Source organism: Novacetimonas hansenii JCM 7643 (assembly GCF_000964405.1).
Lineage (GTDB): Bacteria > Pseudomonadota > Alphaproteobacteria > Acetobacterales > Acetobacteraceae > Novacetimonas > Novacetimonas hansenii.
Map to the genome: position 1 here is coordinate 1 of NZ_BANE01000012.1, position 23140 is coordinate 23140.

The 23140-nt window shown below is 53.7% G+C and carries 19 protein-coding genes and 1 tRNA gene; 8 read left to right on the forward strand and 12 right to left on the reverse strand.

From position 1 onward, the window contains the following. Positions 1-85 precede the first annotated feature (85 nt). Together B7G66_RS00950 and B7G66_RS17025 are read right to left on the reverse strand one after the other, a co-directional pair. Complete coding sequence (locus B7G66_RS00950) at positions 86-1252, reverse strand: 3'-5' exonuclease family protein (protein WP_141313030.1); 1167 nt, start codon at positions 1250-1252, stop codon at positions 86-88. Positions 1253-2037: 785 nt separating this feature from the next. Next, positions 2038-3327: a hypothetical protein gene (locus tag B7G66_RS17025; protein WP_003616553.1), complete on the reverse strand. Its 1290-nt coding sequence runs from the start codon at positions 3325-3327 to the stop codon at positions 2038-2040. A 580-nt stretch (positions 3328-3907) separates the two neighbouring features. On the opposite strand from B7G66_RS17025, the gene B7G66_RS00965 reads away from it, so the two are divergent. After that, entirely contained in the window at positions 3908-4216 is a 309-nt protein-coding gene (locus B7G66_RS00965) for a hypothetical protein (RefSeq protein WP_003616554.1), read from the forward strand. Positions 4217-4276: 60 nt separating this feature from the next. Here B7G66_RS00965 and B7G66_RS00970 read toward each other — a convergent pair whose 3' ends face one another. The 8 genes from B7G66_RS00970 to B7G66_RS01005 all read right to left on the reverse strand — a co-directional run bounded on the left by B7G66_RS00970 (position 4277) and on the right by B7G66_RS01005 (position 12803). Then, positions 4277-6814, reverse strand: a complete 2538-nt coding sequence (locus tag B7G66_RS00970) for an ATP-binding protein (RefSeq protein ID WP_080937621.1) — start codon at positions 6812-6814, stop codon at positions 4277-4279. Between the two features lie 126 nt (positions 6815-6940). Continuing rightward, the gene (locus tag B7G66_RS00975; protein WP_003616557.1) at positions 6941-8527 is read right to left on the reverse strand and encodes a DUF6538 domain-containing protein; all 1587 of its coding nucleotides are present in this window, start codon (positions 8525-8527) and stop codon (positions 6941-6943) included. 95 nt (positions 8528-8622) lie between these two features. Next, positions 8623-8711 (reverse strand) — tRNA-Leu (locus B7G66_RS00980). Positions 8712-8810: 99 nt separating this feature from the next. After that, positions 8811-9518 carry a M48 family metallopeptidase gene (locus B7G66_RS00985; protein ID WP_003616559.1) on the reverse strand — a complete coding sequence of 236 codons (708 nt, stop codon included), beginning with the start codon at positions 9516-9518 and terminating at the stop codon, positions 8811-8813. Then, positions 9515-10030: a YcgN family cysteine cluster protein gene (locus B7G66_RS00990; protein WP_003616561.1), complete on the reverse strand. Its 516-nt coding sequence runs from the start codon at positions 10028-10030 to the stop codon at positions 9515-9517. Before B7G66_RS00990 ends, B7G66_RS00985 begins: the two co-directional genes overlap by 4 nt. A gap of 20 nt (positions 10031-10050) precedes the next feature. Then, positions 10051-10500, reverse strand: a complete 450-nt coding sequence (locus tag B7G66_RS00995; protein WP_048858768.1) for a hypothetical protein — start codon at positions 10498-10500, stop codon at positions 10051-10053. A 33-nt stretch (positions 10501-10533) separates the two neighbouring features. After that, a complete protein-coding gene (locus tag B7G66_RS01000; protein ID WP_003616565.1) occupies positions 10534-11574 on the reverse strand; it encodes an extracellular solute-binding protein in 1041 nt (346 codons plus the stop codon). A gap of 107 nt (positions 11575-11681) precedes the next feature. Further along, a complete protein-coding gene (locus tag B7G66_RS01005; protein WP_003616567.1) occupies positions 11682-12803 on the reverse strand; it encodes an ABC transporter ATP-binding protein in 1122 nt (373 codons plus the stop codon). 99 nt (positions 12804-12902) lie between these two features. On the opposite strand from B7G66_RS01005, the gene B7G66_RS01010 reads away from it, so the two are divergent. The 7 genes from B7G66_RS01010 to B7G66_RS01040 all read left to right on the forward strand — a co-directional run bounded on the left by B7G66_RS01010 (position 12903) and on the right by B7G66_RS01040 (position 19196). Continuing rightward, positions 12903-13151: a hypothetical protein gene (locus B7G66_RS01010; RefSeq protein ID WP_003616569.1), complete on the forward strand. Its 249-nt coding sequence runs from the start codon at positions 12903-12905 to the stop codon at positions 13149-13151. Between the two features lie 40 nt (positions 13152-13191). Next, positions 13192-13632 (forward strand): hypothetical protein, encoded by a 441-nt coding sequence (locus tag B7G66_RS01015; protein ID WP_003616570.1) that lies wholly within the window; start codon positions 13192-13194, stop codon positions 13630-13632. A gap of 196 nt (positions 13633-13828) precedes the next feature. Further along, complete coding sequence (locus B7G66_RS01020) at positions 13829-14305, forward strand: MarR family winged helix-turn-helix transcriptional regulator (protein WP_003616572.1); 477 nt, start codon at positions 13829-13831, stop codon at positions 14303-14305. Then, entirely contained in the window at positions 14302-16527 is a 2226-nt protein-coding gene (locus tag B7G66_RS01025) for an FUSC family protein (RefSeq protein WP_003616574.1), read from the forward strand. The genes B7G66_RS01020 and B7G66_RS01025 overlap by 4 nt, the downstream gene beginning before the upstream one ends. Then, the gene (locus B7G66_RS01030; protein WP_003616576.1) at positions 16527-16721 is read left to right on the forward strand and encodes a DUF1656 domain-containing protein; all 195 of its coding nucleotides are present in this window, start codon (positions 16527-16529) and stop codon (positions 16719-16721) included. The genes B7G66_RS01025 and B7G66_RS01030 overlap by 1 nt, the downstream gene beginning before the upstream one ends. Positions 16722-16750: 29 nt before the next feature. Next, positions 16751-17662 carry a biotin/lipoyl-binding protein gene (locus B7G66_RS01035; protein WP_003616579.1) on the forward strand — a complete coding sequence of 304 codons (912 nt, stop codon included), beginning with the start codon at positions 16751-16753 and terminating at the stop codon, positions 17660-17662. Positions 17663-17678: 16 nt separating this feature from the next. Further along, on the forward strand, positions 17679-19196 hold the full coding sequence (locus B7G66_RS01040) for an efflux transporter outer membrane subunit (protein ID WP_003616582.1): 1518 nt from the start codon (positions 17679-17681) through the stop codon (positions 19194-19196). Positions 19197-19516: 320 nt separating this feature from the next. Here B7G66_RS01040 and B7G66_RS01045 read toward each other — a convergent pair whose 3' ends face one another. Both B7G66_RS01045 and B7G66_RS01050 read right to left on the reverse strand, forming a co-directional pair. Continuing rightward, positions 19517-21886 (reverse strand): phosphoketolase family protein, encoded by a 2370-nt coding sequence (locus B7G66_RS01045; RefSeq protein ID WP_003616584.1) that lies wholly within the window; start codon positions 21884-21886, stop codon positions 19517-19519. A gap of 34 nt (positions 21887-21920) precedes the next feature. Beyond that, complete coding sequence (locus tag B7G66_RS01050; RefSeq protein ID WP_040511172.1) at positions 21921-23129, reverse strand: acetate/propionate family kinase; 1209 nt, start codon at positions 23127-23129, stop codon at positions 21921-21923. Positions 23130-23140 lie beyond the last annotated feature (11 nt).

The following is a 23140-nucleotide window of genomic DNA, read 5'->3' on the forward strand; positions in this document are numbered from 1 at the left end:
CAACAGGCTGGTATTGTTCAAAAACTTTCGGATCAGGCTCTTAGACAAAGCAGAATGATTGAAAGTGATAAAATTTTATCGATGATTAGCCCTGCACACCCACACGTTCCTCTTTCGCAAACTGTTGCCAGCGGTGAACCGGAAAGGGAATGACCTGAGCCGATACGATTACAATTTCTTCAAACTCATCAACCAGTTCCCCGGCTAACTCTTTGCCAATACGAGTGGCTGAGTTCATGTAAAGCTTCATATTCACCCAATGGCAGGTCTTCATCCAGTCTGTATCAAGATTAAAAGCCTTGCAGGTGTTCAGGACCATCTGAGCGTCAAAAGTTACATTAAACGCATAGACAGTCCTGTCAGACAGGTGTTTGACGACTTCAGGGTAAATGTCCTGCCATGTTGTGACACTCTGGTTTCCCATAAGTGTTGCACGTGTGAAAATATCCTTCGTCATGTGATGATGGTCGCTGGCTTGCTTCTGAATGGACACAGAAGGTTGGCAGAAACGATTGAACAGCAGATTCCCCTTATGGTCTGTTATCGTAATCTGAAGCACCTGGTCCTGTTCTTCTCGGCCTGTCGTTTCAACATTCAACACCAGATACGCTTTTGCAGGAATTTTCTTCTTTTGTGAGATAGGACACTGAGCCAGTTTTCCGGGTCTTTCTATCTGTCTCAACAAGGTTTTTAACGCCTTGTCAGTGTCCAGGCTGGTCATGAGACGGGAAAAATCATTGTTCCACCACAGCATGGAAATCTCTGCGGGTTTCAGTCCTTCCCAGATGTCTTTCAGGATGGTCTTCTGAACCTGAGAGAAGCAGTTCCTTAATTGTCCAAGAGCAGGCATCAGCATCCTGTCAAAACCAAAATCCATACGTTTTTTGGTGATAAAAGGCTGAAGATATGGCTCAACCAATTGTTCCAGAACTTTACGCTTATAATCAGCCTTGTCCTTGATAGTCGCAGGAACGTCTATGTATCCTGGAAATAAGCCGATTATGTCACAACCCACCTCTTCCACTTTATCAGCAATAGATGTTCTTGGTGCATTCACCATGACAAAATCACGAATGTAAAAAACGGTTGAACTTCCCACCTTTCGTTCATCAGAGAAACAACGCAGGTAACGTCCAGCCAAGGGGCAGGAACGTTTGTCAGGGATTCTGATGCCTTCAGAGAGCAGGGAAAAGACAGTGCTGTAATTTATCATAGTATTACTCCATTCAATAACTCCTTCAATATACGTCATTTATAAACTATATTTATAGTTATTGCAATGTTTATATGTATTATCATAAATAAATACACAAATAGTTATAATATTAATGCGAATAATCAAAAGGTTTGTTTGTTGTTTCAGTTGTGTGTTTTGCATGGAATGGTCAACAGGGTTTTCTGTTGACTGGTAAGAGAAAAAACACAGCAAGGTTCAACAGGAAACCTGTGCGACTATATGTTGAAAAAATCAGACACAGACGAAATACCCCGGATATCATTCGGAAACAGGTTTACTGGAATAACCCGTAGGGCAAAGCATCGGACATGCTGTTTCAATGAGAAATAAGCCATGGAGAAAAACAGAACAGACTTTCAGGGAAGATTATACCCTTCACGGGCAAACCATGCTTCTACGGTTCATTTATGGAGGAAACCGGAAGTTCACTACAAAACAAAAAAATCTGTAGTGATCTTTGAAACCAGAAACAGATTTTCCAGATGAATCTGGTGGAACAGGTAAAACGCGAAATAAGCCACACAGAGACACGCAACAGGAACGAAGGGTATAATCTTCCCCTGTAGGGTGAAAACCTTCTCCACGGGTCAATTATGGAGATTTACGGGGGATATGGAACGAACCTGATAGAGTGACTCACAAGAAACAGAGACAATGCGTCTGATTCATCTGAAAGTGATATGGAAAAAGAAAAGAACCAAAAGAAAAAAGAAAAAAGAAAAAAAAAGAATGTTGGGTGGATTTCATAATCCATAGTTATCCGTCCACACCTGTCTCACGTCAAAAACAAAACCGGAACCTTACAAAGCTCCTGATTTTTTCATTCTGTAATAGGTTGCCCTGGAAATGTTCAGGGCTTCCCATGGTTTGGAAACTGACAGATTATTTTCCGTAAGCCATGCTTCTCGGCTTTGTCCCTGACTGGTTGGTCTTTCCACATTTCCCTGTTCATGACGTTTTGTGCGTTTTCTGAGCAATCTTTCCTCATGGTCAATGAGGACACTCAGATGTTTCATTTCCTCACGGGTAATGCCTAATTTCTGAATGATGGTCTTTGTGCCTGTCGTATAGCCCTTGTGTCGTTTTTTGGCTGAATAGTCCTGACCGGCTTTTTTGTAGAGGGTCTGCATGGCGTTGTGCATATGTTTGGCAATATATCCCTCATCAATCACGCCTTCAGCCCATTGTTCCAGATTGGAGGGGAGATTGTCAGGATTGGATATCTGAGCCAGCAGGATGCCCGCTTCATGGCAGAAAATATCACATTCCCCTTTGCGAACAGGTCCCCTGTAGCGCAGGAAGCCAAGCGTTTTCAGATCATACAGTCCTTTCTTGGCCCATGAGGCCCATCCCTTGAAACCCTGGGCTCCACGTTCGTCAGGAACAAGCGCATTGGTTTTCCTGCGAGCCAGATATTCAACCCTGGCTTTTTCACGCCTCTCCTGTCTGGCTATCTTCTGTTTTTTGTAATCCTCGTATTTCTTTGGAAGAACCATGTCGCACAGGGTCGAGAAGTCATAGAACTTCCCTCTGTAATCAAGGAACTCGCATCGATGTCGCCTTGGATGATGGGAGTTCACACTCCCAGGAAGACGAAAGACACGTGAAAAATCATAGGTTGCCTGGTCTGCTCCCCATGGGATAAATTTTCTTAACAGTTCTCTGTGAGTGGCCTGAAAGCGTCCTTTGCATCGTGCTGGAACAGGACATTCAAACGTATAATGCAGATAAATCCCTCTGCCAGAACTGAGGATATTGGAGGGACGGGGGATATTGTTATCATCACAGAACTTGAGCAGGATTTCATAATTCTCCCCAAGGTCATGATATTGAATGGTGGGGTTGGTTTCATATTTGTAGCAATCAAGGTCGATACAGATATGGTCAAAAACCGCGACAAACTCACCCTTGCGACTGCATTTGTAAAACCAGTTCATGGAGATATAGGAATCTTCAATATCCTGGGCCATGTCAAAAACGGTTTCGTATTCCGAGATATGGTAAGGTTTATCCCACCATGTTCTGCCTTTTGCATCAGGCTGTTTTAATTTCTGACCCATGATGAAAAACAGATTGGCATTGTAAGGCATGAACCTTTTCATTCTCCAATCGTATGGATATCTGTCGAGTGCTACTTCAGGTTTTTTAAATGCTAGTCCCATAAAATTCTTCTCCTTTAATCAGGATGAAGAAAAAATCACGAGAACTACATTTTTTACTTGACTAATTCATTTAAATACTACATAATCAAATCATAAAAACAGTGCTTGTTTTGCTCTCGGTGGTTTCGTCTCCATCGCATTTGTTAAAGTCAGATGTTTCTCGCATCTGGCTTTTTCCATTATTAAAGCATGAAATGTTAATTTATGCAAGTAAAATATAAACTGTATTTATATACACATCACACAATTAATAAAAACGTATTTTTACTTGACAAAATACCCAATATTGTGCATACTAAACTTACACAAAAACAGTAGTTTGGATGGAGTAGTTCCCCATCTGTGTTATGGAAGCCAGATTCTCACAAGTCTGGCTTTTTTGTTGTCCAGATTTCAGGGTATCCTTTGTTAAACTGGCTGTTGAGCCATTCCTTGCAATGTCCAGTCTTCCTTGCCTGTGTTTCTGTCATACTGGTTGGACAGGTCTGTTCAACAGGGAAGGAAATATATGGAAGACACTACGAAAACATGGGGCATCAGGGGGATTTCTGCTGATGTCAGGCAAGCTGTCATTACACAGAGCCAGAAGCAGGGCATGAAAGCCGGAGAGTGGCTGACACTGGCTATTCTGGAAAAAATTAAACAGGACAGAAACGCAGGGAAAGCCCTGGTGGCTTCCAATAGGAAACCTGTTGTCAGTGCAGAGGATGCTTCTGCCGTTCTGGCTTTGCTGGAACGTCTTCAGGGAATGGGGATTGAACCTCCTGACAGAATGAAACGAAAAGCTATCACTCTGGTCAGAAGGTCTATGCGTTAACAAAAGCGTGATGTAATGACACATACCAGAAACATGGGGTTTTGATACACTACCTAATCTTTAGTGACGACTACTTTGTAGATTATCTAGAATCATAACTTCCTCTTCCAATATTTTTATGTAATCGTGTCGTATTGAATCGCTTACAATGAACCGCCTCTGGTCTTTTATTTTATTAATGACATTAATAATATTGTGAGTTTCTTCATATGTCTTGTAATTTTTTATAATCCTAGACCAACAAGAACTTGATTCTTTTATGAGTAAAGGGCTATGAATATTTTGACGAATTAATTTTTCCATTAATTCTATAATATTATTTGGGTTTCGGTTTACTAGTTTTTCGTATTCATCAAAACACAATTGTAATTTTTTATATATGAAGCCTCCTTGTGCATAATCGTCATCTCCAAACATAGTATGTTTAACATATGAAGAAATAGCTTTTTCTATAAGGCTCCTTAAAATTTTTGTATCATGATGTTTTTGTTTCTTATATTTTTTTATGTAAAAATCTCCTAGCTTCAAACAAAATTCTGACTTATTCCGATCTGAAAATTGAGCATTTTCAATAACCGCATTACACACCTCTGGTGTTTGCTCAAATATTCTTTCTGTTCCAAGGAAAATTATATATTTGGCGCGCATCATAAATATATTAGAGTAGTTTCTTTTTTGTGCTTTATCAAAACATTTGAGAGCTAGCTCAAATTTTGGTGTTGGAGAAAATGTATAAGCTTGACCTAAAAGAGCCTGAAATTCACCTTGTCCATAGAGGGCATTATCATAATTTTCCAAACCGGATGCCAATGAAATTACCGCATCATAATTTTTCACTTTAATGAAATTACGAGCATTCATTAATTTAATTTTCTCATCCTTAGATAATTCAGAAGGGGATTTTTTATACGTGTCAACTGTCCTTTTGATGTAATCATAATTTGGGTTATTGAAATATATATCTTTTACATAACTTGAACTTGATGGGGAAACTGCATATTTAATTTCACCTCCTTCACCTTCAGAAATAGTTAAAAATATTATTCGTAACTTAGATATGCATTCTTCGATTTCTTCTCTTGGGATGAGAACAAATATCACAGATATTTCACGTAAAGATAAAACATCTCCGAAGTAATCTATTCCAAATAGAATTATTTTTGCACGAGGGGTGCTTGTTAATGAGCGGAACTCTCTATCATATAAATATTTCCGAGCTTCGACGCCACCATCGCGTGTGAAAGTTTTTATGGCATCTGCGTAACTAGATTCATATCGTCGGATTCCAACTATAGTTTCAATCAACAAGGGTAGAGACGAGGATACGATTTTTATTTCTCTTAAGTCTTTTTCTGAAGGTGTAGGAACCGAAAACTGTCTGCAAACAGCTTTTAAAAATGTTATCAGTTCGTTGTCTTTTAGTCCTCCAACTTGCATCGCTGAAGACTTTGCATAAAATGGTTCGTTACGCATAGTATATAGGATTTTTTGCTTTTTGGAGCCTCTATTGATAATGGCATAGAGAGTTTCCTCTCCGGTATCTTCTCCTACTCGCGATAGCGCATCAATATCATCAAGGACAATTAAACCAGAATAATTAGAGAAAAATTCTATAAGTTTACTTTCAAGTTGTGTTGTTGTGCAATTACTTAATTCTTCTGTGGAAAAAGCCGCACCATTTTTTAATATTTCTTTATACATATCTATTTTGTTTTTGAAATCACGCCCAAGAAATTTTTTCTCCGTAGCTTTTAATACATCCAACTCTGTTTCTTTGGCGGATAAATAAATTATGTAGTCAGGATTGCTGCCACAAGAAAAATCAATATTAGAACCAAAGTCTGATAAAGTTTTTGCAAATTCGTAGGCGAGAGTGCTTTTTCCTGAACCGCCAGTTCCGCAGAGATAGAAGCGTGGCATAAATTCTTCTTCAAGTAGCCATCGCCATAAATTCCATTCTATTTCAGGACGGTTTACGAATGCTTTAATTGTAGAGGATGAAGGAGGTATCGAACGATGGACGGGGAAACCGACACCTTCCTCTTCTAAGTTCCTACTAGAAACTAGAAAGGGTATATTGCTTGAGTTTGCTTCAATCGTTTCGTGGTGTAGTCTAATAAAAATAGTTCCAGTTTCATATTTTTTGGTTTTTGTTCCAGAAATTATAGAGAAATTTTTATTTATAGAAATAGGCATGTGGTTTTTTCTTTTTTGTGCATAAAGTATTATTATTTTTTTTTCTTTGTAAAAATATGTTTTGGATTTTATTGTTAGTTCTGATGTGCAGACAGATCTAATAAAATTGTTTATAGATTCTATATTTATATCATCAACAAGGCCAACGATTTCCCTATTTTTGTTGACGCCAAATATTATACATCCTCCATACGAGTTGTGCATTCCCAATAAAGTTTTAATAATACCAAATCCATAAGGATCAGAAGACAGGTTTTGAGGTGAATTTTCTTTAAAATCAAATGTGAAGCATTCATCTTCATAAATAATGTTATCATTTATTGTTTCAGGAAATATTTCCCCAAAAGAAGATGGAAAAAGTCCAGAGGAAATAAAGGCATAGATTTTTTTTTCTGTCGACATTTATTTTAACCAGTTTATGATTGTAAGGTAGGTAATATCCGCAATCACATTAAATATTTTTTATTGAAACGCCATACTTTATTTTACAAGTTCATTTCTTTTTTGAGAGTTTGATCAATGTCAAGTCTATTTTAATAGATATCTGATGTTCCAAAAAGTAGGGTATTTCACACTTTCTGCGACTCTTTTAAGGTTCATAATGTCTACATCATCGAAATAGACAGTACTCCCCACTGACTTATTGATGCTTTCATGACCTAAAAAGTCATCAATCCAGGATTCACGTAAGCCACCTTCACCATGCTCATGAATGTTTCTGAGTTTGGTAGACACATTATGCCGGAACGAATGGAACACCACGCTCCTGCCAATACCAAGGCGTGATTTGAACTTGCTGAAGTCTCTCTGGAAGTGAGCAGAACGTTTGTTGTCCTGCCCCTTAAAGTCCAGGTCATGGAACAGATAGTGACGTTTCTGGTTCATGGCTCTTTGGGCAAGGTCCAGCAATCCGGCTTCCTGTAAGGCCGTGCAGATGGGAACAACACGTTTCCCGGCCTCTGTCTTCGCACTCCATTCCGTCCAGGGTTTTCCTTTCAGGGCAGGGTGATCCTGCACCAGAATGCAGGGAATACCTTGAATCTCCTGAATGTCCTGCGGTCTTAAACGACAGATTTCTTCCAGTCGCATCCCTGTGTAAGACGCAATCCCCACAATCATGGAGGCTGTCTTATGGCTGATGGTGCCAAACTGCCAGGGCTGACCAGCAATGGTCTTTAAGTCGCTGTCACTCCAGCGCACACGATTGGTTTTGGACTTTGTGTCAAACTGCCAGCCACCTGTGAACACGTTACGGTCTACAAGGTCACGCAGAAGGAAATGCTTCCAAAGTCCGGAAAGCTTGGTGAAATGGTTTTTGACTGATTTCCCGGAAATGCGGGCCAACTTGCGTTTCTTCGCATCTGCCACAAATTCCTGAACTGTCCGGGTGTCATTGCGCTGTTTGCCATAACTTTCCGGTAGCTGTTCCATCAGGGCTTTGAAATGCCCGACATCTGCCCCGGTATAATCCCGCATGGGTTTATCCCCACAAACTTCGAGAAAGCGTTTGAAGGTGCGTTCGTAGGATTTAACCACAGTGGATTTGACTGTGGTGTCCTTGCTTTCCAGAAAAATTTTAATCGCTTCTGAAAACAGGGGAGAAGGTTTTTCCTTCGGAGCCAGAAAGGCTTTCATGTCCTTAATCTGGCTTTGAATATCCGTCAGGGCTGGAAGGCTGGCTTTGGTCTTTTTCAGGTCTGTAACAGTGCGTTCCAGCAGATGCACACTTCTGCCAGTCAGATTTCTGGCTTTCTCCAGCTTTTCCACCTGTTCCAGACTTTCCATGGAATGTCTGAGTCTCTGATGGTCATATTGCGTCTGTAAGGATGCAATCCTGTGCTGGTAGTCCTGAATAAGCAGGTCAAAGAGTTCCTGTGCGTCTTCAGGCAGTTCATTCCTGATAAAATTTTCGTTTTCGCTGAGTTCTGTCTTGAGGTGCATTACGGAACGGAACAGCCTTTCGGTCTCTGCGAAAACTGCACACGCATATGGTTTGGCAACCTCGCGTTTGTTAGTGCCAAGGGAGAGCCATAGCTCCTTTTTGCCCACAACATCACGGATATGTGAAGGCACGGCCCTGCGGAAATGATACCCGGATTGGAGACGAATCAACATACAGACGGCTCATTTTGTAGAAGCCGATTGTAGAAGGCTCGGCTTTTATGGTTATGGAAAGACCATAAAAGTCAATGAAATCAATGTGTTATGAGTGGTGCGAACTGCGGGACTCGAACCCGCACGCCCTGTTAACGGGCGCAAGATTTTAAGTCTCGTGCGTCTACCATTCCGCCAAGCTCGCATTAAGCGCATCTTCTAGCACACACACCATCCACGACAACTCAACCCGTCGCGGTTTAAGGATATTTTCACACAAAAAATATCCCTCCGCCCCTCCGGGTCATTCCTGCATATCGCGCAACAGGGTGGCCCCTTCGCGACGTAGCCATAGCTCGGCCATACGCCGATGCGGGGTCAGGCGATCCACCAGCATCCAGAAATCCGGCCCATGGTTCATGTGCCGCAAATGCGCCAGTTCATGGGCCATCACGTAATGCTGCACCTCTGTTGGGGCCATGATCAGACGCCAGCACAGCATGATTGCCCCATCAGCAGTACAACTGCCCCACCGGCTGCGTGTATCGCGCACCGTCAGCCGCGTGGGGCGCAATCCCGCCTGCCGTGACAGCGCGTCCAGCCCCGCCCCAAGGCGGGTCCGCGCCTCCTCCCGCAGGAAAGCCAGCAGGCGTCTTACCAGAAACGCGGCTTCCCCACTGACATGTATCACCTCGCCCTCTATCCACACGCCACGCCGGGCCTGCGGACAATGGCGAATGACATGGGGCCGTCCATCAATCAGCACCTGTCCCCCATCATGCCATCGCGGGGCCTGCGGTATGCGGGCAAGATTGGCCACCACCCACGCCGAATGTGACCGCAACAGCGCCAGTGCATCATCACGTCGGGCGCGTGGCGGCAGGGTCAGGATGACATGACCGCTGCGTGCATCAATCCGCATGGAAATGCGCCGCGCCCGCGCCGAACGACGCCAGCATACCGTGACCTGCCTACTGGCGATGGCCACGGTTTCGGGGCCATCGGATATCATTCGCGCGACGGAATGTCCGGGGCCTGCGTGCCGTCGGCACCGGGGGGACATTCACCCGGCCATTCAACGACATGATCCTCCAACGCACCGGCACGACGTTCGCTAATGACACGCCCGCTGACCGAAACCCCGGCCTCATGCACCGTATCGGCCCGTCCCGAAACCAGCGGATGCCACCATGGCAGGGGCCGTCCCTCCTGTATCAGACGGTATCCACAGGTGGGAGGAAGCCAGTCGATATCCTTCAGCATGTCCGGCGTCAGGCTGATACAATCCTGAACCTTGCGCTGTCGATGCGGATAATCCTTACACAGGCACGTCGTGGTATCCAGCAGACGACAGGCAACATCGGTAAAGACGATCTCCTCCGTCTCATCATCACGCAGTTTGTGCAGGCAGCACCGGCCACACCCGTCACACAGCGATTCCCATTGCTGGCGCGTCATACGTGACAGCGGAACCGTCATCCAGAACGGACGGTCCCCTCCGTCATTACGGCTATCCATGCCCATTGCCTCCTGTCCCCGTCCCGTCATGTCCCGAGGGTCGCCCCCATATCCACCATGGCGGCCAACACCCCCATCCCCAGTCCCGCGCAGGCAGACAGCACCAGTGACGGCCCAAGCAACGGCAACCACAACAGACGCGCACGCATCCATGGCCCCGCCCCCAGCCCCCATGCCGTGCGCGACACGCTCGCAGGCACGCGCATCAGCGCTCGCAACGGCAGCACCGTCACAAGAGGGCACACAAACATGCCCTGCAATACCGGCCACAGGGCCACATTCCCCGCCGCCCCGCCCCAATGCGGCAGCCACAACACACCGGCCATCCCCGGCACCAGCACCAGTAACAGCAACACCTGCACCACGGCAGGTCCCCATGGCATGCGACGCCGCATGAACATGCATGCCCCCATGACCACCACCGCCATGATGAACGCCGTCATGGCGCATTCCGCCATATCAGGAAGCAACATCATACCGCCACCACCGCGAACAAAAGACACGTGGCATCACGCAGGTCCACGCAGCCAGTCGGCAAAACGCTGTGACAGGTCCGGCAGGTGCGCACCCCAGAACTCCAGATCCATGGGCAGGTCGACCGAGGGTTCGCCCGCCGGCGACCCGGCGGCAACCTGCCCCATGGGATAAAGGGCGGCAAAACGATCCTGCTGTTCAGGCTGCACTATATAATGCAGCAGATCGCGCGCCTGCCCCGCCATGGCGGGGGATACCCCCTGCACCAGCGCCCATGACAGACATTCGCCCAGGCTCTGCGCCCACTGCACGCCGATATCATGACGACGCGCGGGCAGGCGGGCGATCTCATTGCTGAAGACACTGCCCATCAGCACACTGCCATTTTCAATGATGCGGGCTGATTCCTCTGGCGTGGACCACCATGTAATATACGGGCGCAACTGCGTCAGCTTACGAAATGCCCGGTCGATGCCCGGCCCGGTGGACAGCACGTCATATACGTCATGCGGTGGCACGCCATCGGCCATCAATGCGATTTCCAGCGTCGAGCGCGGGTCACGTCGCAGCCCCCGTTTGCCGGGAAAGCGCACCACATCCCAGAAATCGGCCCAACGTGGGGATGCAGGACGCCACCCGCGATCCCATGCCAGGACGATGGCCGGATGCAGCGCGGCGACGCCACATCCGTCGGGATTGTCCGCACTGCCCGCCAGGCGCACCAGGGTGCCCTGTATGCACGATGTACGAATTGCACTGTCTTCGCCAAAGACGACCGCCCATGTGGCGGGCGTGGATTCTGTCGCGGCATGCGCCGCCAGCGTCGTCGCCTGCCCATCCCATGTCCGACGCACGACACGTATCCCCGCCTTCCTTGCAAAAGGCTGGAAATAGGCACGGTCCTGCACCCTGCCCAATGTATCGTCCTGTGTCGCGACGCTCAGGACGGCAAGGCGGTGGTGATGGACGGTGGACACCAGACGGGCGGCCAGCACTTCGGGCGCACACACGATATTCCACGCCAGCGCCATGATGATGAAAAGACACGACACGCGACGCGGCGACAGGCGGGGCAAAAGGCACGCACTGCTCAACGGAAAGGACAACAGGGAAAACAGCGGGAAAGACCTTCACAAGACGGCATGACCGCCGGTGCGGCCACAGGGAGACGGAACATCGGACGCTAGCGCATTTCATGACGGAACGGAAAGGCAATCGCCTGCCCCGCCTGCCACGCCAGCAACGCCGGACGACCGGGTTCCACCCCGCACACGATCTGCAACGGGGGACGGCGCACCAGCAGCTCATCGCCATTCGACAGCCTCATGCGCATGCGGATGTATGTGCCCATGTGACGCATGTCCACCAGAACCGCGGGCAGCATCGCGGATTCGCCGTCATCGGTGGCAAGGCTGCCCATCGCCCCCGGTCGCGCGGGAAACAGGGTCGCAATGCGGTCAGGACGCACGCATACGGTGCAAAGGCTGTCTTCCGCCAGGCCGGGCGCCGCCATGGCCTGCACCGTCAACCCGTCGGGCAGGCGGATGACGGCGACATCCTCCTCGATATAGGACACGCGCCCGGTCAGGGCATTCGCCCCGGCAAAACCGGTGGCCACGCGGTCGCATGCCGGACGGTCGAACAGGTCCGCCGCCGCCCCGGTCTGCAAATGTTCTGCACCGTCAAAGAACGCAATACGGTCCCCCACCACCAGCGCATCATCACGATCACAGGTGGCCATCACCACACACAGGTCACGCGCACGGATCAGGCGGCCAAGGAAATTGCGCATCATCCCCCGCCGGTCCGCCGGCAGCGGGGCGAAGGGATCATCCAGCACGATGACCGGCGGCGCGCAGACCATGACCCGCGCCAGTCCGGCGCGCAGGACCTGTTCCGCATCCAGCGCGGCAGGCCGCACATGGCCCAGCCCCTCCAGCCCCAGCAAAGCCATGGCCTGACGCGCACGGTCCGCCGCCTCCGCCCGGGCAATACCACGGACACGCAGCGGAAACAGCAGGTTGTGGAAAACCGTCAGGTGCGCGAACAGCGGATCGCGCGCCCCCCACAGGCCACACATCCGCGTGAGCGGTGGGCGACCCGACACATCGATCCCCCCCACCATGACGTTACCGTCAAGCAATGGCCGCTGCCCCACCAGTGCGTCGGCCACCGCCGACAGGTCCGCACCGCGGTTTCCCAGCAGGGCAAGGCATTCCCCCGCCCCGACACCAAAGGAAAACGGGGCGGTATCGGCAGTTGTGACCAGATTGCGGACAACCAGTCGTGAGGAGAAAGGTGGCATGCGATAACAGAAACCTGACTATCCAAAGAAAGGGTTATAAGTGTTTCCTTCCTCCTTACCAGAGGATCATCGGGCCCGCCCCTTTGCAAGGACAAGAAAATGACAAAGACAGACATCAAGCACGTCACGCACGAAGACCTTCAGGCACTGAAGTCCCACGTCGAAAACCTGCTGCAGACGCATGGCAAGCAGGCCCTGCACACCGCCGTCGAAAAGGCGGAACACCTGGCCACCAACGCGCGTGAACTGGCCGAAGCCCCGACCAAGACCCGCTCGCGCGGACGTTCCTTTCTGGCTATCGCCATTTTCTCGGCAATCGGCTACTTTCTTGGCCGCGCCACGAAATAAGGCTTGGTAGCCTGACGAAACCAGAGGACACGCGACAGCAATGAGAATAGGCGAAATCGGCAAGACCATCATTGATGGGGAACTCACCCTACGCAAATTGATGGCCATCCGCCTTGGCCGCCAGGCTGCCTTTCTGGTTGTCGCGGCCGTTTTTGGTGGTTTCGCGACCATAACGGGCCATGGCCTGCTGTGGGCTTTCTGTTACCAGACCCTTGGCCTCAGCGTTCTTGGCGCGTCATGCGCGGTCTTTGCGGTGGATATCATCGCCGCGTGCATGTTCGCCTTCATGGGACGGCGGTCCTATATGACGGCCGAAGAAATCCGTGTCCGCTTCGCCCGCGAACATGCCCTTAATGAACTGCGCCAGACGGTGGCGCTGTCCGCCGTGGTGGGCACCGTCGCCGGGCCGGTGACACGTCACACCGGGCGCGCAATCTGGAACCTGTTCCAGACCGTGACAGGACGCCGCCCCCGCTCCTGATGTGACCATCGGGGGCCGCCGCCCCCGCCGTCATGCATACCATCATGATTGATGCACATCATTGTCAGATGGTATCCATGACGAAATTGCATTGGCTCCCGGACACTTTTTCTGGAAACGTGCGACTGCACGCAATCGTAAGCAGGCAAATAGTTTGCATGCTCATGATTTTTTCCAACCCGGCTGGCAGGATGCAATGGCCGATACCGAGCGCCTTGAACGAGAACGGTCCTTCAGACGCAGGCTGGCGCGCCTTGGCACGGCATGGCGGCGACAGGTGGACCATGACCTGCGCGATTATGGCCTGACCGAAGCCACCTGGCGGCCTGTCCTGTATCTGGGCCTTCTGATGCCGCCGGTACGGCAGACCGACCTTGCCCGCGCCCTTGAGATCGAGGCCCCATCGGTCGCCCGCCTTCTTGATGTGCTTGAACGCCGCGGACTCGTCTTCCGTTCCCGCGACGAGGAAGATCGCCGCTCCAAGCTGGTACGCCTGACGCAGGAGGGGGAGCGGATCGAACGTCAGGTGCGTGACGCGGTGGACGCCGTCTCGCATCGCCTGCTGTCGGGCATTTCGGATTCCGAACTGACGGCGTGCTATTCCGTCTTCGACCGGATTGAGGCCAACCTGTACACGGATCGCATGGCGACCGGGGCCTCCGTCCGTTCATGAGGCTGATCCCCCCCCACGGCGCGCTGTCGCGGCCCCTGCTCCGGCTGGGAACCTTTGTTTTCCCCGACTGGAAAACGGTGCGCCCCACGATTGCCTACAGCATCCGTACGTTGCTGGCGGTGGGGCTTGCACTGTTCCTGGCCTTCGACCTGCAACTCCAGACACCGATGTCTTCGGTCACGACGGTGTTGATCGTCGCCAATCCCGTCGTGGGCGCAATGGTGTCGAAAAGCGTGTGGCGTATTTTCGGCACGATCATCGGCGCGACCTCCGCCATCGCGCTGATGGCGCTTTTTCCACAATCGCCCGTGCTGTATTTCATGGGGCTGTCGTTCATCATCGGGCTGGCATGCTGCGTGTCCACCCTGCTGCGCTTTTACAAGGCGTATGCAGCAGTGCTGACGGGTTATACCATCATCCTGATTTCCGTTTCCGCCTTCAGCGAACCGGACCATATCTTCATGGCCGCGATGTCACGCCTGTCGGCGGTGACAGTGGGCATCCTGAGTACCGCATTCGTCTTCCTGCTGACGAATATCAGCCATCCTGAAAAGGTCATACGCCAGATCGACCAGGTGTTGCGCAACATCACCTCCCATTTCGCGCAGCCAAGCGATCCGTCATGGAATGACGCAACCTCCATGCCCGATGACGCGGGACAGCCCCTGTCCTTCCGCGCCATGTCGATCACATCATATGACCAGCGTGCGCGCCTGCTGTCGCAGGCCAACGCCCTGGTGGAAGCCATCGAATACGCCGCAGCCGACAATTACAGCGTCAGCCTGCGCGCGCGTGGCCTGCGTGGGGGGGTGGCGCGTCTTTTGGGGTTGCTGAGCGCGCATCATCCCATCTGGCAGGATGAACCGCCGATGACCCGGCAGGCGCGGACGGCGCGGCATATCCGCCAGGAGATCATGCGGCATTTCGCGACCCTGCCGCCAGAGGACCTGCATCTGGAAGCGCGCGACAACATGCGCCCCATCCGTCGGCGCATCCGCGCGGCGATGACAGAACTCGACGAACTCGGCGAACAGACGCAGGACCTGCCGACCATCGCCTTCATCGACAATGAACGCGACGTACTGGCGCAGCTCTGTGCGGCGCTTGATGATTTCATGGGACCACAGGAACATGTCCGCGCCATCGGCCTGAAACTGTATTTCGACTGGCCCGCCGCCCTGCGCAACGGTACGCGCGGCGCGTTCGTCACCCTGCTGGGTTGCATGTTCTGGTATATCTGCCGCTGGACCCACGGGGCGAACATGCTGACCTACCTGATCCCGGCATCATGCCTGCTGGCGACAAGCCCGCTGGCGTCACGTGCCAGCGTCATGTTCGCAAGCGGCACATTCGCGGCCATTCCCGCCGCCTTCATCTGCCAGACCTTTTTGTTGCCGCGCATCGACGGCTACCCGCTGCTGTGGCTGTCGCTGTCACTGTGCCTGCTGCCGGGGATATGGTTGCAGTTCCATCCACGCCACGCCATGCGCGGATTCGGCTATGCGGTGTTCTTCAACGCCATGGTACAGGTGCGCAACCCCATCACCTATGACGACCTGTCGCTGATGAATACATGGATGGCCTTCGCGCTGGGCGTGGTGTCCATCGCACTGGTGTTCCGCGTCATCCTGCCCGCCAACCATCGCCTCGACTCGGGGCGGCTGGTGGCCTCCATCGCACGCGCGACCGAACATCTGGCCCGCCAGCCACTGGGTCAGCATGTCGAATGGCCGGTGTGGGAAAACCTGCAGATGCAAAAAATACTGCGCATCATACAACGCTTCTCCCTCGTATCGTCACCGGGGCGGGTCTATGAACTGACGGATGCGGCGTTCATGGCCGTATCGCTGGGCCGGGTGCTGGTCCGGTTGCGCACCCTTGTCACATCCCCTGCAATTCACGCAGAAGACCGCGAACGCGTGACGCAGGCGCTTGGCGCGTTCCGTTACCTGCGTTCCGACCCGGCGCTTACGGTCCAGACGCTGCGCGCAACCGCGCTGACGCTTCTGTCCCACCTTGAACGCCGGGGGATGCCGGCACATACGCCCACACGCCGTATCGCCGCCTGCCTGGAACAGGCATCGCTGCTGATTGGGGCAATCCCCGGTTTCTTCCATCGCCATGGTCCGCTACAGATGGCGGCGGATATGCCCGGCGCCAATAACCGCCTGACCCTTCCCGTATTGTCCACGACTGGCCCGTTCGGAATGAGAACCGCCTGATGCTGACCGAATTCAATCTCTTCGGTGTCTTCATGGCACCGATTGTCGTCTATGCCATTGCGGCGCTGCCTGTGACCATGCTGCTGCGCTCCCTTTTATGGTGGAGCGGCATCATGAAATGGTTCTGGCATCTCGCCCTGTTCGAGGTCGCGCTCTACACTTGCGTCCTCTGCCTGATGATCCTGTACATCTGACTGTCGCCGAAAAGGTTCGAGAATCCACCATGCCTCTCTTGCGCACCCTGATCCGTGTGGTACTGACCCTGGCGGTCGTGGCGATGGCCATCGTCATGGGCGTCACCTTATGGGACACCTACATGATTGCCCCGTGGACACGTGACGGACGTGTGCGCGTCTATGTGGTCGATGTTGCCCCCGAAGTTTCCGGCACGGTGGTCCAGCTACCGGTGGTGGACAACCAGTATGTCCATAAGGGCGACCCGCTGTTCGTGCTTGACCCGGTCCGCTTCCACCTGGCCATCCGCGAGGCGCAGGCCCGCCTTGACGGTGCGCTCGAAGACCTGAAGCTCAAGCAGAACGACGCCCGGCGCCGCATGGGCCTTGGCGGTATCGTCTCTGCCGAAGAACAGGAGGTTTTCAACTCCAACGTGGCGACGCAGATCGCGTCGGTGGATGCGGCCCGCGCGGCCCTTGATCTGGCCAAGCTGAACCTCCAGCGCTCCATCCTGTATTCGCCGGTCAATGGCAACATCACCAACCTGAACCTGCGGGTGGGCGATTACGTCACGGCCGGGCATGCCCGCCTTGCGGTGATTGACTCCGACTCCTACTGGGTCAACGGGTATTTCGAGGAAACGAAGATGTGGGGCGTCCATGTCGGGGACGAAGCACGCGTCAAGCTGATGGGATACAAGGACATCCTGCCTGGCCATGTCGTCAGTATCGCACGTGGCATCAATGACCAGAACGGCAAGCCAGATGGCCTGGGTCTGCAGGACGTCAGCCCGATCTTCACCTGGGTCCGTCTGGCACAGCGTATCCCGGTGCGCATCCATCTGGACCATGTTCCCGACAGCATCACTCTTGCCGCAGGCATGACGGCGACCATCAGCGTCGGCCCGCAGTCCCGTACCCAACGCGGCCATCTGACGACGTGGTTGCAAGACCACCTGTAAGGCGCCAGGCACAACAATGAATATCACCACGATCACCCGCAAGACCGGCCTGTTCCTGAGCGCCGCCCTGGTGCTGGCCGGTTGCACGGTCGGACCGCGTTACCAGCCCGACCGCATGAAGCTGCCCGCCCGCTTCACCGAGGATGACCATCCTGCCACCAAGGAAGAGATCGAGGACACCGACCGGGAGCTGAAACAGTGGTGGCACCTGTTCAAGGACCCCGAGCTGGACAAGCTGGTCGATAAGGCGATCACAGGGAATTATGACCTGCAGGCGGCGGGGCAGCACATCCTTGCGGAACGCGCGATCCGCGATGTGCAGGCGTCGCAATGGTATCCACAGATGGATGCCGATGCGGGTGGTGGTAACGTCCGGTATTCGATCAACATCGAGAACTGGCCGATACGTCCAGGCAACCCGGCCAACCACCCGGATGCGAATTACCTGACCTATGGCATGGCAGGCAGTTGGCAGCTTGACGTTTTCGGGCGTATCCGCCGCAGTGTGGAGGCGCAGAAATACGCCGTCGAAGCCACGATTGAGGAACGCCGCGCCCTGATGGTCATGATCCTGTCCGAAGTGGCCAGCGATTACATGATGCTGCGTGACCAGCAATTGCGGCTGGAAATTGCGAACAATAACATCCGTGTGGCCCAGGATGCCTATGACCTGACCAACCGCCTCTACCTCGAAGGGGTGGGCAACACCATGCAGATCGCGCAGGCCAAGGCAGAGCTGGATTCCCAGACCGCCGCGCGCGAACCGCTCAAGACCCATATCTCCCAGATCACGCATGCGCTTGATGTTCTGATGGGGCAGATGCCCGGGACTTCCGAAATCGAACTGAAGGTGGCCAGGCCCCTGCCCAAGGTGCCGGAATTCCCGGCCACCCTGCCGTCCATCGTCCTGGCCAACCGCCCGGACATCCGCACGGCCGAACGCCAGTATGCAGAGGCCACGGCACGGATCGGCATGGCCGTGTCACAGCTTTATCCCAATTTCAGCATCCCCATCAGCTTTAACCCGAATGCCTCGGTCATGTCGCAGATGACAGAAGCTGCAACCATGAGCTGGCAGTTCCTGATGATGGCTTCGCTGCCGCTGATGCATGGGGGCAAGCTGACTTCGCAGGTGCGCGCGACACAGGCCGCGGCCGAAGCAAGCCGCCTGAATTACCGCCAGACCGTCCTCAAGGGCTTTAAGGAAGTCGAAGACGCAATGGCCGCCTGGCATGATGATGAGGAACATACCGAACTGCTGGCCAAGGCCGCCGAAGACAGTACGCTGGCAAGTGAGCGCGCGCGCAAGCTGTATGGCGCGGGACTGGTCGGCTTCCTCGAAGTCCTGACTACGGAACGCACCACCCTGAACGCGCAAAATGCCGAAGCCATGGCACGGCTGGAACGGTTGCAGGATGCGATCAACCTGTATACCGCCATCGGCGCAGGATGGCAGGGTGTGGCGCTGACCAACACCACGCTGCCGATCTCGCTGGAGAAACAGAACTTCCTTGCGCACCTGTTCCAGCAGTAATCCACACGGGATTACATGGGTCACGAACTGATTATGATGCCCGTTTCCAGTTGCATGAAAATAACTGGAAACGGGTATTTTTATATTATGCAGGACGTGTCTTCTTGTTTGCAGAAACAATGAAAAAAGACGTTCATGTCATAACCACAAGAAGATTTCAGGAAATATTTCCATAAGAACTTTGAAAATATTTCCTGTTTTCAAAATTGGTCATGACAGGAAAATACCGCCCGAAAAAAATACCGGCAGCAAGCCATGCTCACTGCCGGTACCAGAATATCACAGCCGGATCAGATGATCCGGGTCAGCGCCGACAAACCTTATGACCAGCGCCAGTTACGCACTTCCGGCAGGTCCTGCCCGTATTGCGCGACATAACGCTTATGCTCGTTCAGCTTGTCATTGATCAACTGGTTGGCATAGGCCGCCTTGACCGCAAGGGCGGGTACGCGGCGGATCACGTTCTGCACCAGATGGAACCGGTCCAGATTGTTGCGCACCGTCATGTCGAACGGTGTCGTGGTCGAACCTTCCTCACGATAGCCATGAACGTGGAAGTTGCGGCAGTTGGTCCGCTTGTAGATCAGCTTGTGAATCAGCGCCGGATAGCCATGGAAGGCGAAGATCACCGGCTTGTCCACGGTGAACAGGCTGTCGAACACTGCATCGTCCAGGCCATCGGGATGTTCCTGCGGGGTCTGCAGCGTCAGCAGGTTCACCACGTTGATGACACGGATTTTCAGGTCCGGCAGATGTTCATTCAGGATCTGCGTCGCGGCCAGTGCCTCGATGGTGGGGACATCACCGGCGCAGGCGATCACGACATCGGGCTCACCCCCCTTGTCATTGCTGGCCCATTCCCAGATGCCAATTCCCTGCGCGCAATGTTCAATGGCGGCATTCATATCCAGCCACTGTGGCTCCGGCTGCTTGCCCGCCACGATAACGTTCACGCGGTCACGACTTTCCAGACAGGTCTTGGCCGTGCATAGCAGCGTGTTCGCATCGGGCGGCAGGTACACGCGGACGGTCTTGGCCTTCTTGTTCAGGACATGGTCGATGAAACCCGGGTCCTGATGGCTGAACCCGTTATGGTCCTGACGCCAGACATGCGATGTCAGCAGATAGTTAAGCGAGGCGATCGGCGCACGCCATGCCACTTCATCAGCCTGCTTGATCCACTTGGCATGCTGGTTGACCATCGAGTCGACAATGTGAATGAACGCCTCGTAGCACGACATGAAGCCATGGCGGCCCGTCAGCAGGTAGCCTTCCAGCCAGCCCTGACAGGTATGCTCGCTAAGGATTTCCATCACATGGCCATCAACGGACAGATGGTCATCGTAATCGAACGTCTCGGCGTTCCATGCGCGGTTCGTAACGTCAAGCACAGCGTTAAGGCGGTTCGAATTGTTCTCATCGGGTGCCAGCACGCGGAAATTGCGTGATGACAGGTTTTCCTTCATCACGTCACGCAGCCACGATCCCAGCACGCGCGTCCCCTCACCCAGCGCATGGCCTGGCGCTTCCACCGTCACGGCATAGGGCGCCACGTCCGGCAGGCGCAGGTCGCGACGCAGCAGGCCGCCATTCGCATGGGGGTTGGCACTCATACGGCGGTTGCCCTTGGGCGCAAGCGCCGCAATTTCGGGCATCAGCGTGCCGTTTTCGTCAAACAGTTCCTCTGGCCTGTAGCTGTGCAGCCATTCATCAAGTAGCTTGAGGTGCGCAGGATTGCCAAGGTCGGTAAAGGGCACCTGATGGGCGCGCCAGTATCCTTCGACCCGCTGGCCGTCCACCGTCTTGGGGCAGGTCCAGCCCTTGGGCGTGCGCATGATGATCATGGGCCATATGGGCCGTTCGGTCCTGCCTTCGGTGCGGGCGGCCTTCTGGATGGCGTCGATGCGGGCAAACGCCGTGTTCATCGCATTCGCCATGGCCTGATGCACCACGTCGGGCACGTCACCTTCGACCACGATCGGGTCATAGCCATAGCCCTTGAACAGGGAGACCAGTTCCTCGGGCGAGATACGCGCCAGAACGGTGGGGTTCGCGATCTTGTAGCCATTGAGGTGCAGGATCGGCAGGACCGCGCCATCGGTCTTGGGGTCAAGGAACTTGTTGCTGTGCCACGATGTCGCCAGCGGCCCGGTTTCCGCCTCGCCATCACCGACGACGCAGGCGGCGATCAGGTCGGGGTTGTCGAACACCGCACCATAGGCATGCGACAGGGAATATCCCAGTTCGCCACCTTCGTTGATGGAACCCGGCGTGGTGGGGGCAGCATGGCTGGGAATGCCACCGGGGAAGGAGAACTGCTTGACCAGCCGCGCCAGCCCGTCCGCGTCCTGCGACACTTCGGGGAAATACTCGCTATAGGTGCCTTCAAGGTAGGTGTTGGCAATCACACCCGGCGCCCCGTGGCCCGGCCCCGCGATGAACAGGATGCTGCGATCCTGTTCACGAATGATGCGGTTGAGGTGGAGATACAGGAAATTCAGCCCCGGCGTGGTGCCCCAGTGCCCCAGCAGGCGTGGCTTGGTATCCTCAAGCTTCAGCGGCTCGCGCAGGAGCGGGTTGGCCAGCAGATAGATCTGCGCGATCGACAGATAGTTGGCCGCGTGCCACCATTTGTTGAATAATGCCAGTTCCTGTGCCGATAATGGCGTGGTGGATACTGTCTCACTCATCTGCGTCCCCTTCGAAACAAATTGTCCGTGTCCGTTACGCCAGACACATCATCACATGGCGGCGGATCGTCGTTTCCTCATCCGTCGGAATGACCCGCACCTCGACCTTGCTGTCGGATGTGCTGATAATTTCGCTGTTCGCGATATTCGCGGCAGCATCGAGCCGCACGCCCAGCCATTGCAGCCGCGCACAGATCGCAGCACGCACGATGGCGTCATTCTCCCCAATGCCCGCCGTGAAGACCAGTCCGTCCAGCCCCTGCAACGACGCGGCCATCATGCCCGCTTCCTGCACAAAGCGATAGACGAACAGCTCCAGCGCCGCGCTGACGGCGGGATCGTGGGCGGCGCGCGCATGCAGGTCACGCATGTCATTGGACACCCCCGAAACCCCCAGCAGGCCGGAGTCGTGGTACAGCACCTTTTCGATCGCTGCTGCGTCCAGCCCTTCTTCCCTGAGCATGTAAAGGATCACACCCGGGTCGAGATGACCGCAGCGTGTGCCCATCATCAGCCCGTCCAGCACCGAAAACCCCATCGTGGTATCGATACTGTGCCCTTCATGCATGGCGCACAGGCTGGCACCGCTGCCGACATGCGCCACGATACAGCGACCACCCGCCAGATGCGGCGCGCGCGCGCGCAGGCAGTTGGCGATATATTCATATGATAGCCCATGGAAACCATACCGCCGCACGCCCTTGGCGGCATAGGAACGCGGCAGGGCCTGTGCCTGCGCGACAGGGGGCATGGTATGGTGAAAGGCCGTATCGAAACACGCGACCTGCGGCAGGTCGGGCCGCTGTGCCATCAGCGCGCGCGCGGGCGCCAGACTGCCGGGCTGATGCAGGGGGGCAAACGGCGTCAGCGCCGTCAGGGCGGCCAGCACATCGGGCGTGATGCGCACCGGGCGGATGAAATCCGGCCCGCCATGGACAACACGGTGCCCCACCCCCATCAGTTCGACATGACCCAGATGTTCGCCCACCCACTCCATCAGGGTGGCCATCGGGCCATGATGCGCATCAGGCGTCCCCGCTTCATGGGCGTCCCAGCTTTCATCAAGCAGAACCTTGCCGTCCGCATCCCTGACGCGGAAGTGCGGATGGGTGCCAATGCCCTCCACCTCGCCCGAGGCGATGCGGTGGCTGGGACTTGTGGGGGTATCGGTCGGGTCAATGCGGAACAGGGCGAATTTCAGGCTGGACGACCCTGCATTCAACGCCAGAACAGCCTTTGTCATGCCCGTCTTTC

Excerpts from the sequence above, each read along its gene's own strand:
- B7G66_RS00995 (WP_048858768.1), bottom strand. The coding sequence starts at position 10,500 with ATGATGTTGCTTCCTGATATGGCGGAATGCGCCATGACGGCGTTCATC.
- B7G66_RS00965 (WP_003616554.1), top strand. The coding sequence starts at position 3,908 with ATGGAAGACACTACGAAAACATGGGGCATCAGGGGGATTTCTGCTGAT.
- B7G66_RS01015 (WP_003616570.1), top strand. The coding sequence starts at position 13,192 with ATGAGAATAGGCGAAATCGGCAAGACCATCATTGATGGGGAACTCACC.
- B7G66_RS01010 (WP_003616569.1), top strand. The coding sequence starts at position 12,903 with ATGACAAAGACAGACATCAAGCACGTCACGCACGAAGACCTTCAGGCA.
- B7G66_RS01040 (WP_003616582.1), top strand. The coding sequence starts at position 17,679 with ATGAATATCACCACGATCACCCGCAAGACCGGCCTGTTCCTGAGCGCC.
- B7G66_RS17025 (WP_003616553.1), bottom strand. The coding sequence starts at position 3,327 with ATGCCTTACAATGCCAATCTGTTTTTCATCATGGGTCAGAAATTAAAA.
- B7G66_RS01035 (WP_003616579.1), top strand. The coding sequence starts at position 16,751 with ATGCCTCTCTTGCGCACCCTGATCCGTGTGGTACTGACCCTGGCGGTC.
- B7G66_RS00990 (WP_003616561.1), bottom strand. The coding sequence starts at position 10,030 with ATGGGCATGGATAGCCGTAATGACGGAGGGGACCGTCCGTTCTGGATG.
- B7G66_RS01025 (WP_003616574.1), top strand. The coding sequence starts at position 14,302 with ATGAGGCTGATCCCCCCCCACGGCGCGCTGTCGCGGCCCCTGCTCCGG.
- B7G66_RS01005 (WP_003616567.1), bottom strand. The coding sequence starts at position 12,803 with ATGCCACCTTTCTCCTCACGACTGGTTGTCCGCAATCTGGTCACAACT.
- B7G66_RS01030 (WP_003616576.1), top strand. The coding sequence starts at position 16,527 with ATGCTGACCGAATTCAATCTCTTCGGTGTCTTCATGGCACCGATTGTC.
- B7G66_RS01050 (WP_040511172.1), bottom strand. The coding sequence starts at position 23,129 with ATGACAAAGGCTGTTCTGGCGTTGAATGCAGGGTCGTCCAGCCTGAAA.
- B7G66_RS00970 (WP_080937621.1), bottom strand. The coding sequence starts at position 6,814 with ATGTCGACAGAAAAAAAAATCTATGCCTTTATTTCCTCTGGACTTTTT.
- B7G66_RS00950 (WP_141313030.1), bottom strand. The coding sequence starts at position 1,252 with ATGACGTATATTGAAGGAGTTATTGAATGGAGTAATACTATGATAAAT.
- B7G66_RS00975 (WP_003616557.1), bottom strand. The coding sequence starts at position 8,527 with ATGTTGATTCGTCTCCAATCCGGGTATCATTTCCGCAGGGCCGTGCCT.
- B7G66_RS01020 (WP_003616572.1), top strand. The coding sequence starts at position 13,829 with ATGGCCGATACCGAGCGCCTTGAACGAGAACGGTCCTTCAGACGCAGG.
- B7G66_RS01045 (WP_003616584.1), bottom strand. The coding sequence starts at position 21,886 with ATGAGTGAGACAGTATCCACCACGCCATTATCGGCACAGGAACTGGCA.
- B7G66_RS00985 (WP_003616559.1), bottom strand. The coding sequence starts at position 9,518 with ATGATATCCGATGGCCCCGAAACCGTGGCCATCGCCAGTAGGCAGGTC.